This is a genomic window from Pseudomonas pergaminensis (assembly GCF_024112395.2).
Classification (GTDB): domain Bacteria; phylum Pseudomonadota; class Gammaproteobacteria; order Pseudomonadales; family Pseudomonadaceae; genus Aquipseudomonas; species Aquipseudomonas pergaminensis.
The window spans coordinates 2,436,358-2,448,417 of record NZ_CP078013.2 but is presented as its reverse complement, the minus strand read 5'-3'; the positions used below and the strand labels follow the sequence as shown (position 1 = coordinate 2,448,417).

13 protein-coding genes are annotated in these 12,060 nt (G+C 60.8%); 7 read left to right on the top strand and 6 right to left on the bottom strand.

Going from position 1 to position 12,060, the window contains the following annotated elements; genetic code table 11:
* The first annotated feature begins 46 nt into the window (after positions 1-46).
* From KUA23_RS11350 to KUA23_RS11335, 4 genes are all read left to right on the top strand, one after another.
* Positions 47-1,006: a diiron oxygenase gene (locus KUA23_RS11350; RefSeq protein WP_099492483.1), complete on the top strand. Its 960-nt coding sequence runs from the start codon at positions 47-49 to the stop codon at positions 1,004-1,006.
* 45 nt (positions 1,007-1,051) lie between these two features.
* Positions 1,052-2,956, top strand: a complete 1,905-nt coding sequence (asnB, locus tag KUA23_RS11345; RefSeq protein ID WP_099492484.1) for an asparagine synthase (glutamine-hydrolyzing) — start codon at positions 1,052-1,054, stop codon at positions 2,954-2,956.
* Between the two features lie 53 nt (positions 2,957-3,009).
* Positions 3,010-3,912, top strand: a complete 903-nt coding sequence (locus KUA23_RS11340; RefSeq protein ID WP_078047914.1) for an EamA family transporter — start codon at positions 3,010-3,012, stop codon at positions 3,910-3,912.
* Between the two features lie 82 nt (positions 3,913-3,994).
* Positions 3,995-4,396: a RidA family protein gene (locus KUA23_RS11335; protein WP_100491029.1), complete on the top strand. Its 402-nt coding sequence runs from the start codon at positions 3,995-3,997 to the stop codon at positions 4,394-4,396.
* Here KUA23_RS11335 and KUA23_RS11330 read toward each other — a convergent pair.
* Both KUA23_RS11330 and KUA23_RS11325 read right to left on the bottom strand, forming a co-directional pair.
* Positions 4,386-5,282 (bottom strand): LysR family transcriptional regulator, encoded by an 897-nt coding sequence (locus KUA23_RS11330; RefSeq protein WP_252993961.1) that lies wholly within the window; start codon positions 5,280-5,282, stop codon positions 4,386-4,388. The two genes, KUA23_RS11335 and KUA23_RS11330, sit on opposite strands and share 11 nt — an antisense overlap.
* Positions 5,283-5,314: 32 nt before the next feature.
* Complete coding sequence (locus KUA23_RS11325; RefSeq protein ID WP_122726305.1) at positions 5,315-5,620, bottom strand: XRE family transcriptional regulator; 306 nt, start codon at positions 5,618-5,620, stop codon at positions 5,315-5,317.
* Positions 5,621-5,806: 186 nt separating this feature from the next.
* Between KUA23_RS11325 and KUA23_RS11320 the strand changes: the two genes are divergently transcribed.
* Positions 5,807-7,615, top strand: a complete 1,809-nt coding sequence (locus KUA23_RS11320; protein ID WP_078047910.1) for a monovalent cation:proton antiporter-2 (CPA2) family protein — start codon at positions 5,807-5,809, stop codon at positions 7,613-7,615.
* Between the two features lie 72 nt (positions 7,616-7,687).
* The gene (locus tag KUA23_RS11315) at positions 7,688-8,242 is read left to right on the top strand and encodes a DcrB/PsbP domain-containing protein (RefSeq protein WP_252993960.1); all 555 of its coding nucleotides are present in this window, start codon (positions 7,688-7,690) and stop codon (positions 8,240-8,242) included.
* A gap of 132 nt (positions 8,243-8,374) precedes the next feature.
* Here KUA23_RS11315 and KUA23_RS11310 read toward each other — a convergent pair whose 3' ends face one another.
* From KUA23_RS11310 to KUA23_RS11295, 4 genes are read right to left on the bottom strand one after another with little or no spacing between them, the layout of a single operon-like run.
* The gene (locus tag KUA23_RS11310; protein WP_252993959.1) at positions 8,375-9,094 is read right to left on the bottom strand and encodes an alpha/beta hydrolase; all 720 of its coding nucleotides are present in this window, start codon (positions 9,092-9,094) and stop codon (positions 8,375-8,377) included.
* 11 nt (positions 9,095-9,105) lie between these two features.
* Positions 9,106-9,861 (bottom strand): precorrin-6A synthase (deacetylating), encoded by a 756-nt coding sequence (gene cobF / locus KUA23_RS11305; RefSeq protein ID WP_252993958.1) that lies wholly within the window; start codon positions 9,859-9,861, stop codon positions 9,106-9,108.
* A 45-nt stretch (positions 9,862-9,906) separates the two neighbouring features.
* Positions 9,907-10,461 (bottom strand): histidine phosphatase family protein, encoded by a 555-nt coding sequence (locus KUA23_RS11300; protein WP_214497522.1) that lies wholly within the window; start codon positions 10,459-10,461, stop codon positions 9,907-9,909.
* A gap of 47 nt (positions 10,462-10,508) precedes the next feature.
* Positions 10,509-11,057, bottom strand: coding sequence for a DUF4865 family protein (locus KUA23_RS11295; protein ID WP_252993957.1), 549 nt, complete (start codon positions 11,055-11,057; stop codon positions 10,509-10,511).
* A gap of 93 nt (positions 11,058-11,150) precedes the next feature.
* Between KUA23_RS11295 and KUA23_RS11290 the strand changes: the two genes are divergently transcribed.
* The gene (locus KUA23_RS11290; protein ID WP_252993956.1) at positions 11,151-12,023 is read left to right on the top strand and encodes a LysR family transcriptional regulator; all 873 of its coding nucleotides are present in this window, start codon (positions 11,151-11,153) and stop codon (positions 12,021-12,023) included.
* The last annotated feature ends 37 nt before the right edge of the window (positions 12,024-12,060 follow it).

The following is a 12,060-nucleotide window of genomic DNA, read 5'->3' as shown; positions in this document are numbered from 1 at the left end:
CAAACCATGGATGGCCTTCACAACTCACTATCAACCCGGTGAAACCATGTTTCAGCACAGCACTCAAGACGATCTTTATCGCAGCAATGACGCGACCGATGAACGATTGATCAAAATCGAACGCAGCTGGCATAAACGCGCACAGATCAAGCTCGATTCCCAACGTCCGGATATCCAGCTGGACCTGCAAGCGCCGGACTTTCTCGAGGCCCTGTTACCTTTCGCCCATGACCCGCATTACCAGGATTACCCCCATGCCCTGAAGCTGCTGATCCTGTCGGCCGGCTGGGTCATCTACAACCAGAAAACCATCGCCATCGAAACCGAGATCATCTGCCCGTCCTGCATCGACCTGCTGCAGTTGGGCTCGCGCCTCAGCTCCGCCAGCGCCGCGACGATTTCCGAAACCCTGGCGGATGAGGCTTATCACACGCTGTTTTCGATCAACATGTGTGAGCTGGCAATTACCCAGCGCGGCATGCGCATCAAATGGCCGGAGCTGGAATTGACCCGCCACCTGAGCCAGGCCCAGGCCACCCTGTCGGAGGCAGACTTCAAGGTCTACCGCCTGGCCTTTTCGCTGGTCTCGGAAACCTTTATCAGCGACTACCTGGCCGACCTCAGCGACGCGCCGGACATCCAGCCGGTGTTCCGTCACGTGGTGGCCCTGCACAAAAAAGACGAGCTGGTGCACAAGCACATCTTCCCGCTGTTCGTGCAGCAGGTGGTCGGTGACTTCACCCCGCAGCAAACCGCCTTGTTCACCCGCGGCATCGCCAACTCGATCCGGATCTTCCCGATGCGCGAGATTTCGGCGTGGCGAATCATCCTGCCGCAACTGCTCGAAGTGTTCGGCGACCAATCGCTGCTGCTACCGACTCAATTCACCGAGACCGGCGAAGCGGACTACTCGGCCATGCCCGAGATCCTCAGCTCCATTGGCATACACCCCGAAGCGGTGCTGCCTGAGCTGCCAGTGATGAGCGAACCGGCCATTACCGTTTGAACCCAGCGTGCTGCTGACCTTCACAATTTCATAAGAGTAAATGTCATGTGTGGATACATTGGCGTCTTTGCCAAACAACCTCGTGCGTTCAACCCCAATATGTTCGATGCCGCCCTGCGTGCGATCCATCACCGTGGCCCGGACAGCTCCAGCCAGTGGTTCGACCCCAAGGGCCAGGCCGCCTTTGGTTATGTGCGCCTGGGCCTGGTCGGCCTGGGCAACGGCACCCAGCCGATCGTCGCCGACGAAGGCGACCTGGTGATGATGGTCAACGGCGAGTTCTATGACTATCAACGCATTCGCGCCGAGCTGGAGGGCTACGGTTGCCGCTTCAAGACCTCGTCCGACAGCGAAATCGCCATGCACCTGTACCGCCGCCATGGCGTCCGCGGCCTCAAGCAACTGCGCGGCGAGTTCACCATCCTGATCTTTGATCGCCTGCGCAAAAAGCTGTTTGCGGTGCGTGACCGAGTGGGCGTCAAGCCGCTGTACTACACCGAGCATGAAGGCGCCTGGTACTTCGCGTCCGAAATCAAAGCCTTGCTCGCCGCCGGCGTGCCCGCACAGTGGGACCACGAAGCCTACGCCAATCGCGGTTTCATCCTGCGCGACCGGACTGTGTTCAACAATATTCGCAGCGTGAAACCAGGTTGCTGGATCATCGCCGATGAAAGCGGCCTGCAAACCGAACAGTATTGGGACTGGGACTTCCCGGATGCCCAAGCCACCGAGCAGCGCAGTGAAGCCGAGATGATCGAGTCCCTGCGCAACACCATCGAAGAATCCGTGCGCCTGCGCCTGCATGCCGATGTACCGGTCGGTGTGTGCCTGAGTGGCGGTCTCGACTCGTCGGCCATGCTCGGCATCGCCACCGAGCTGACCGGCCAGCCATTGCAGGCGTTCCACTTGTCGTTCGAAGGCGAGCAGGCCTACGACGAACGCCAGTACGCCGAAGTGGCCGCACGGCATAACCGTGCCCACCTCAACGTGCTGTCGGTGAACTCCTCCGACATGGCGGACAACTTCGAAAATGCCCTGTGGCACGCCGAAATGCCCTTCGCCAACGCTCACAGCGTGGCCAAGTACCTGCTGTGCAAATACGTGCAGAACCAGGGCATGCGCGCCGTACTCACTGGTGAAGGTGCCGACGAAGTCTTCGGCGGCTACCCGCACTATCGTCGCGACATGGTGCTGTACAACCACGAAAACCAGGATCCGACGGCCATCGCCGAACTCACCCGGCGCCTGCACGCCAGCGAAGATCGCTACCTGCCCGGTGCAAAGAACGATGTGAAATGGGTGCAGGACGAACTGGGCCACGGCGTGTCCTGGCTGCAAACCCAATCGGCGTTGTTCGGCCCCCTGGCGCAGCTGTACAACGATGACTTCCGTGAGCGCTTCAGCAATACCGATGCCTATCGCGAGTTCTACGATCGCCTGAGCCCACGGGCGCTCAACGGTTGGGAACCGGTCAACCGTTCGCTGTATATGGTGGCCAAGTCCAGCCTGCCCAACGTGGTGCTCACCTCCCTGGGCGACCGCATGGAAATGGCCGGCAGCCTGGAAGGCCGTCCGCCGCTGCTGGATCACCAGGTGATCGAGGCGGCGTGCCGCTTGCCGGTGAACATGAAAGTGCGCGGCGCCACCGAAAAATACGCCCTGCGCGAGGCCATGCGCCCGTATGTGCCGCAAGCCGTGCTGGACCGCAAGAAACAATACTTCCGCGCGCCACCGGCGTCCGAGAGCCCGCAATCGAAGCTGTATGAAATGATCAACGACGTATTGAGCGGCCCGGCATTGAGCAACGTGCCGTTCTTCGATCCACGTAAAGTACGCGCCTTGCTGGCAACCCTGCCAAGCTTGTCCACCGCCCAACGCGCTTCGGCAGACAACCTGCTGATGGAAATCGCCGGGCTGTGCCTGATGCAAAAACGGTTCGCCTTGAACTGACTTCCCGGCGGCGCACCGCGTTTGCGGTGTGCCGCCTGACCCAAGGAGGGTCCATGCTGAAAAAACATTTATCACTTGCCGTGCTCGTCACCCTGGTGTGGGGGGTCAACTTCCCTATCACCAAATTGGGCCTGCGTGCCATCGACCCGTTTGTGCTCACGGGTATCCGCTTCGCCCTCGCCGCCTTGCCGCTGGTGTTCTTTATCAAGCGCCCCGCCGTCAAGTTCAGCTACGTGGCCGCCTACGGCTTCATCTTCGGGTTGGGCATGTGGGGCGTGATCAACTACGGCATCCAGGTGGGGGTGAGCCCCGGTATTGCTTCATTGATCATTCAACTCAGCGTGTTCTTCACCATGGGCTGGGGCTTTGTGCTGTTCAAAGAGAAAATCCGTGGCGCGCAGATGGTCGGCGCCGTGTTGGCCTTGGTCGGCCTGGCAGGGATCATCTCCACCCAGGAAGGCAACCACGCCGTGCTGGGGGTCATGTTGATCGTTCTCAGCGCGGTGGCCTGGAGCGTGGGCAACGTCATCATCAAGAAATCCGGGGTCAAGGAGATCTTCTCGTTCATGGTCTGGGCCAGCCTGATCCCGCCGATCCCGCTGTTCCTCACAGCCTGGTTGATGCACGGCGGCGCCGCCTTCGAGGGCTTGCAAACCAGCCTCGACCTCACGGCGGTCCTGTCGATCCTGTTCCAAGTGTACCTGGCGACGCACTTTGCCTACTGGGGCTGGAACTCGCTGCTCAAGCTGTACCCGGTGTCTACCGTGGCGCCGCTGTCACTGCTGATTCCGGTGTTCGGCATCACCAGCTCGATGCTGATGCTCGATGAGCGCATTTCTACGCCCAACCTGATCTCCATCGGCATCATCATCGCGGGGCTGGCTGTGGGCCTGTACCGCAAGCCGGTCAACCTGGCGCCTGCCGAACCGCAACCGATTGTCCATATGGATAGATAGTCATGGCATAAATTCGGGATTTTGTTCGCGTATTGGCTGCTTTAACTTGGGTCCGGTCTTGTACTGAACGTGAGGAAACACCATGAGCACGCCCGAATTTTTTGTCACTCCAGGCTACGGCGATTACATGCGCGAGCACCTGCATTACTCGCAAGCAGTAAAAGTCGGTAATCGCGTGGAAACCTCAGGCCAGGGCGGCTGGGACGATGAGTTCCAGATTCCCACCGACCTGGCCGAGGAAATCGCCCAGGCGTTCCATAACCTGGAACGCACCCTGGCCACCGCCGGTGCACGTTGGGAGCACGTGATTCACGTCAACTCCTACCACGTCGGTGGCTTCCCCCCCGAAGTCAACGAAGCGATGGTCAAGCACTACCGCCAGTACATGCCCCACCATGCGCCGATCTGGACGCAAGTCGGTGTCGAATCCTTGGGTTTGCCGACCATGCGCGTGGAAATCCGCGTGACCGCGATTATTCCCTGACCCCGAACGTGCGTATCACCCATTCGACAAACACCTTGAGCCGCGCGCTCTGGTGACGATTGGGTGGATAGAGGATGTGCAGCGGCGTGGCTGGACGCGACCACTGTGGCAGCACACTGACCAATTGGCCATTGTCCACGTAGTACTGAACGATGGCTTTGAAATGCTGCCCGACGCCCAAGCCGGCGAGCAGCATTTCCTTGAGGCCGTTGCCTTCGTTGGTGGAGTAGGCGCAATCGCCCACTTCGATGCGCCTGTCACCCTGCTCGAAAATCAGTGGCTCCGCCTTACCGGAGCCGGCAAAAAAATAGCCGGCCTTGAGGTGGTTGAGCGCCAGATCCTCCGGGGAAAGCGGCACACCTCGGCGCTCCAGGTAATCAGGGGCCGCACAGGTCAAATACTCCAGGTCGGTCACCTTGCGCCCGATCATCGCCATGTCATCCAGCTTGCCGGCGCGGATCACGCAGTCCACCCCTTCCCCCACAATATTCACCGAACGATCACTGATACCCAAGGCAATGGTGATATCGGGATACTCGCGATGAAAATCCACCAGCGCCGGAATCAGCAGGCAATTGGCAAACGACGCCGGCGCATCCACCCGCAGATGCCCGCCGGGCTTGAGGACTTGCCCACGGATGGCGCTATCCACTTCGTCCAATTCTGCGACCAGGCGCCGGGCATGTTGGTAATACTCCAACCCCTCGGACGTTGGCGCCAGAGCCCGTGTGGTGCGGTGCATCAGCTTGATGCCGAGGTGCTTCTCAAGGTCGGTGATCAGCTTGCTCACGGTGGAGCGCGGCAGCGCCAACTGGTCGGATGCACGACTGAATGAGCGGGTTTCGACGACGCGAACAAAGGCACGCATGGCGAGAAGTTGGTTCACAAGGATGACCTTCTGGATAGCTGCAACCGCTTTCAGCAGGCGAAATTGTCGATCTTGACCTGACCATCGGGAAACGTGGCAATAATCTCCAACTCGCCGCCCATCGCGCGGATATAGTCGCGCAACGTGCTGATGTACATGTCGGTGCGCCGCTCCATCTTGGAGACGGCCGCCTGGTTGATGTTCAGTGCTTTAGCCAGGCTCGCCTGGCTTAACTGCTGGGCTTTGCGCAGCTCATGCAGTGGCATTTCCTGCAGATGCTGCTGAAACAACAGCTTGGCTTCGGCACGGGATTGCGGCGTCATGCGCGCTTGCAGTTCAGCGAATTTCTTAGCCATGGTGACGGCCCTCCCAACCAGAATTCGACCTCACAAAATATTCCACCAAAGGAATAAAAAATTCAACCTGTCAAAAAGCGTTTCACCTGAGTCTCTTCCCATCCCGCTCAAAAACACAATTTTCGAAATGTAAAAAGCGCTCTAATACACCCCTATTGATTGGTTTTAGAGATCCTGGAGTTCGCAATGCCCCATGAAGGCAACCTGTTACAAGCAGCGGTGGTGTTCCTTCTCGCCGCCGTGCTGACCGTGCCCCTGGCCAAGCGCCTGCAACTGGGCGCGGTGCTGGGCTATCTGTTCGCCGGTGTGATCATCGGCCCGTCGGTGCTGGGCCTGATCGGCAACCCGCAGAGCGTCGCGCAGTTCTCCGAGCTGGGCGTGGTGTTGCTGTTGTTCATCATCGGCCTGGAACTGTCGCCCAAGCGGTTGTGGGTGATGCGCAAGGCGGTCTTCGGCGTCGGTCTGGCGCAGGTGCTGCTGACGGGCTTGGTGATGGGCGTGGTGGCGCTGTGGCTGTTTGGCCAGTCGTGGAACAGTGCGATCGTGCTCGGTCTGGGCCTGGCGCTGTCGTCCACCGCGTTTGGCCTGCAAAGCCTGGCCGAGCGCAAGGAGCTGAACCAACCCCACGGCCGCCTGGCGTTTGCCATCCTGCTGTTTCAGGACATCGCCGCGATCCCACTGATCGCCATGGTGCCACTGCTGGCCGGCAGCGATCACCCGACCACCGAAGCCCAGGGCTTGCAGCATGTGTTGCAGATTCTCGGCAGCATCGCGGTGGTGATCATCGGCGGACGCTACCTGTTGCGGCCGGTGTTTCGCATCGTTGCCAAGACCGGCCTGCGCGAAGTCTCTACCGCCACCGCGCTGCTGGTGGTGATCGGTACGGCGTGGTTGATGGAGCTGGTCGGCGTGTCCATGGCCCTCGGTGCCTTCCTGGCGGGCCTGCTGCTGGCGGACTCGGAGTACCGCCACGAACTGGAATCCCAGATCGAACCGTTCAAGGGTCTGCTGCTGGGCCTGTTCTTTATCAGCGTGGGCATGGGCGCCAACCTCAGCCTGCTGATCAGCTCGCCGCTGGTGGTGATCGGCCTGACGCTGCTGCTGATCGGCCTGAAACTGCCGCTGCTGTATGCCGTGGGCCGCATGGTCGGTGATCTCAATCGCGAAAGCGCCCTGCGCCTGGGCGTGGTGCTGGCGGCGGGCGGTGAGTTCGCCTTCGTGGTGTTCAAGATCGGCCGCGACCAGGGCCTGTTCGAACCACACCTCTACGACATCCTGGTGCTGACCATCACCCTGTCCATGGCGGTGACACCGTTATTGCTGCTGGTGTGCCCGAAGCTGTTCAAGCCAAAGGTCAAGCCGGTGGAAGTGCCGGAGGAATACCGCACCATTGAAAGCGACGCCCCGCGCGTGGTCATCGCCGGCATGGGCCGTATGGGCCAGATCGTGGCGCGGATCCTGCGCGCGCAGAACATTTCGTTTATCGCCCTGGACACGTCGGTGGAAACCATCGAACTGACCCGCAGCTTCGGCGGCATGCCGGTGTTCTACGGCGACCCGCAACGCCCCGAGATCCTGCACGCGGCCAAAGTCGACCAGGCGGAGTTCTTCGTGATCGCCATGGACGACCCGGAGATCAACATCAAGACCGCCGAGCTGGTGCGCAACCTCTACCCGCACATGAAAATCATCGCCCGCGCACGTAACCGCCAACACGTGCACCGCCTGGTGGACCTGGACGCCTCGCCGATTCGCGAGACGTTCTATTCCAGCCTGGAAATGAGCCGCCGCACCCTGGTGGGCCTGGGTTTGAGCCAGGCCCAGGCCGATGCACGCATCACTCGTTTCAAGAACCACGACCTGCAAGTACTGGCTGCGCAGCACGCGGTATACGACGACGCGGCGAAGGTGATGCAAACCGCCCAGGAAGCGCGGGCAGAACTGGCGCGGCTGTTTGAGATGGATCGACTTGAGGAAGAGTCCGACAAGGTGTGAGGCTGCAGGTGAACGATTTTGCGAAATTTCTGACAGAATACGCCGCAATTTCCTTCATCCCTGGAGCGCTTCATGGCCACTTTCACCAAGACCGCCGTCCTGCTGGCCCTCGCGCTGACCGCCGGCAGTGTATTCGCCGCATCCAAGCCGTCCACGCAAACCATCTCCACCTTGGGCGGCAAGTTCACCTTCAACCTGCCCAAGGCCTATGCCGCCGACACCCTGCCAGCCGGCAAGGCCGAAGATGGCACTGCCGAGACCCAAGGCACGATGTACGCCAACCAGACCACGAAAAGTGTGGTGATCGTCGCCGAAACCGTGCGCAACGATGGGTTAACCATCGGCGATAACGACGCGACATTCCTCGATGGCGCCGTGGCCGGCTTCATCAAGGACCAGAGCGCAGCGCTGCCTGACTTCAAGAAACAGGGCGAGAAGAAACTGACCTTCAAGGGCCTGGGCCTGCGCCAGGTGGACAGCACCGCCACCCAAGGCGGCGGCAAGACGCTGAACTCCACGTTCCTGGGCGGTTCGGGCAACCACCTGCTGGTGATCCAGGCGATCTCGCGGGCGGATGATGCGAAGGGGCATGCGGCGTTGGTGAAGCAGATTACCGGCGGGAAATAACCTGATCTCCCAAGCAACTCAACTCTAATGTGGGAGCTGGCTTGCCTGCGATAGCGGTGCATCAGTCAATAGGGTTGTCGACTGATCAATCGCTATCGCAGGCAAGCCAGCTCCCACCTATTTTGACCGCGTTCAGTTCAGGCTTTTTTCCAGCCAGGCTTTCAGGTCCTGCACTTCTGTTTCGCTGATAGTGTGGTTCATCCCCGGATACCCGTGAAACTCCGGCTTCAACCCCAACCCCGTCAACACCTCATTCGCCCGCGTCCCCGACACATAGGGCAGTGCCTGGTCCAAGGTGCCATGGCCAATAAAAATCGCCAATTTGCCCAATGACGCATCCGGCTTCAGTTCAGCCTTGAGCACCGGCAACACGCTGCCACTCAACGCCGCAATCCCACGCAGCAACTCGGGCCGGCGCAAGCCCACCTCATAGGACATGATCGCGCCCTGGCTGAACCCCACCAGGAACACTCGGTCAGGTTGAGTGTGGTACTTGGCGGTGGCTTTGCCGATGAAGTCTTCGATCAGCTTGGCACTGCGTTGCAGGTCGGCGGTCTCGCCATCGTAGTCGCCGTCACCGGGGGTCTTGGTAAACCAACGATAGCCGTGCGGGTCCACCGGCATCGGCGCACGGGCCGACAGGTACGTCCACGTCGACGGCAGCGCATCCTTGATGCCGAACAGGTCTTCTTCATTGCTGCCAAACCCGTGCAGGAAAATCACCAGCGGCTGGTTGCGCGCGTCGCCCTGGGTTTGTTCCAGGTACGACAGCGGTAAATCGGTGTGCAGCGTATCGTCGGCATGGACGACGCCGGCCACCAGGGTCAGCGCCAGGGCAAACATTTTGAGCATGGGACGTTACCTCAGGGTTTGCGAAGCAGATAAGTGTCCATGATCCAGCCATTCTCCAGGCGCGCCGCCTTGCGCACCTGCTCGATTTGTTCAGCCACCTCACTCACTTTGCCGCTGATAAGGATCTCGTCCGGGGTGCCCAAGTAGGCGCCCCAGTAGATATCCAGGTTCTGATCCGCCACGGTGCGGTAGGAGTCTTCGGCGTCCAGCATCACCACCAGGGTGTCGGCATCGCTGGCCTGCCCTGCCGCCAGGCGGCGCCCGGTGGTGATCTCGACCGACTTGCCGATGCGGTTCAGCGGCACTTTGTGCTGGGCAGCCAGGGCCTGCACGCTGGTGATTCCGGGGATCACCTCAAACTCAAAGGAGCAGCGGCCACTGGCCAGGATCGCCTGCAAGATACGAATGGTGCTGTCGTACAGCGCAGGGTCGCCCCATGCCAGGAAAGCGCCCACTTCACCGTCAGCCATTTCCTCGTTGATCATGCGCTCGAAGGTCAGTTGCTTGTCGCGGTTCAGGTCCTGTACGGCAGTGGTGTAATCGATGTCGCCACGCACCCGCTCGGGGCACTCGGCCTCGACGAAGCGGTAGCCGGGCTCGGTGATGTAGGTCTCGCAGATCTCGCGGCGCAGGTCGATCAACTTGTCTTTGCTCTGGCCCTTGTCCATCAGGAAAAACACGTCGGTGCGGTTGAGCGCCTTCACGGCCTGCATCGTGATGTAGTCAGGGTTGCCGGCGCCAATGCCGATGATCAGGATGCGTTTCATGGATTGCTCTCATTGCGGGGCGTGGATTTTGCCATGTTCATGGGGCTAGGCGTGAGTTTCCAGGCGCAAGCGCCAGAGGTTGTTGAAACGCAACTCAGTGGCGGACAGCGGTTCGACATCGATCCGGTAGAACATCGACAGCGGGAAGTGCATGGCGTGCCACATCGCGGCGCGGATCACAAACGGATGGGTAATAGCCACGACATGGCCGGGCTGTGATTCGAGGGTTTTCATCCACTCCCCCACCCGCAGGCAGATCTGCTCCACCGACTCGCCACCATGGGGCGCGCAAGTAAAGTCAGTGAGCCAAGTGTTCAACTCGTCACTCTCCAACTGGCCGATGTCCTGGCCCTTCCACTGCCCGAAATCACCATCGCGCAACGCGATCTCGATCACCCCGTCATCGCCGAACAAGCCTGCCGTCTGCCGTGCCCTGGCCTCAGGCCCACACACGAGTCGCCGGGTTTTCTTGTACCGATCAGCCAGCGACAACGCCTTGCCTTGCCAGTCCATCACCACGGCCTCGTCATCGGGAAAACGCCCCTGTTTTTGCAGGGGCGTGACGGCGTGGCAGATGAGCGTCAAACGAGTGGTGTGCATCGCAGAGTGCTTGAGACCAAAAGGATAAGGGTTCAAGACTGGCGCAGTTAGCGCAGGGACGCAACGCCCTGTGCCAGATAGAGCACGTGATAGCCGTTACCTTGGCGTTCTGTATCCAGTGCCTCGGCCGACACAGTAATACGCACCAGCCGCCACGCTTGCACATCCAGCGCCAGCAACACTGCAAAGGTGTCGCCGCGGTCGGCCAGTTGTTGATTGCGCTGTTTCTCCTCGGCCAACACCGCCGCCCTGTCTGCCTCCGGCGCCAGCGGCCACTCCTCGCGATACAAACTCAACGCGCCTTGCGCCGGGCCACGTTGCACATCCAGCGGCAACCAGCTCTCGATATGCGGCCGTCCAAAGCTGTCGAGCACCTTCTGAAAACGTTCGCCAAGTAAAAAGTCAGCGGCCTGCAACGGATCGGCCCACAGGTACACCGACGCATACACATTGCCCCCGCTCTCCTGGGCGATAAACGCCTTGAACAGCAACCCTTCGGTGTCGTCCCAGAGCGGCCCCAATTGCGCGGCGCGCCGGCGGATCACGCCCATGTCGTAGTCAGCAGGCAAGCGGTGAGAATATTGTTTGGCAAACATACGAGAACTCCTGTGCAAGATGAGGGTTCAGCTTGCGCAGCGGCGATGATTTCAACAAGATATCAGCGGATATAGGTGCGATAAGGATTCAATATGGCTGACGTGCTCAAACCGCTGGATATCGACACTGTCCAGGCTTTCGTACTGGTGGCCGATTTCGCCAGTTTCACCCGCGCTGCCGAAGCCCTCGACACCTCGCAGGCGGCGATCAGCCTCAAGCTCAAACGCCTGGAAGAACGCGTCGGCTATCGCCTGCTTGAACGCACGCCCCGGCATGTGCGGCTGTCGCCCCAGGGCGAACAATTCATTGTCGCCGCCCGCGCCCTGCTCAATGCCCATGAACGCGCCTTGGCCGATATGGGCAGCCACGCATTGCGACGCTTGGTGATCGGCATCAGTGACCACGTGGCCGGCCCCGACCTGCCGACCTGGCTCAGCCGCCTGGCCGCCTATGACACTTTAGTGATCCTCGAAGTGCGCATCGCTTCCTCCCGCGACCTGGTCGCCGCCTTTGATCGCAATGAGCTGGACGCGATCATCGTGCGCAACGAAGGCGACCGCCGAGACGGTGAAGTCCTGGCGGTGGAACGCTTCGGCTGGTTCGCCGCCCCCACCTGGCAACACAGCCCCGGCACGCCGCTGCGCATGGCCACCATGGCCGCGCCCTGCGGCGTTCGCCACTTGGCCACACGCGCACTGGATGAGGCACGCATCGACTGGACCGAAGTGTTCGTTGGCGGCGGTGTCATGGCCGTGGGCGCCGCCGTCAGCGCCGGATTGGGCGTCGCCGCGCTCGCCCATCGCGTTGCGCCGGCAGGTGCGGTGGAAGTGAGTGAGCAATACGGGTTGCCCGCCTTGCCCGTGAGTGAGGTGGTACTTCACAGCCGCATCACCGATGGCCGCTCCAAGGAAACACTACGCGCACTGAGCGCCACCTTCCGCGGCGCGCTACGCAACCCCGTGTAGACACCGGCCTGTCGGCGATGGGCGCCCGACAGTTTTT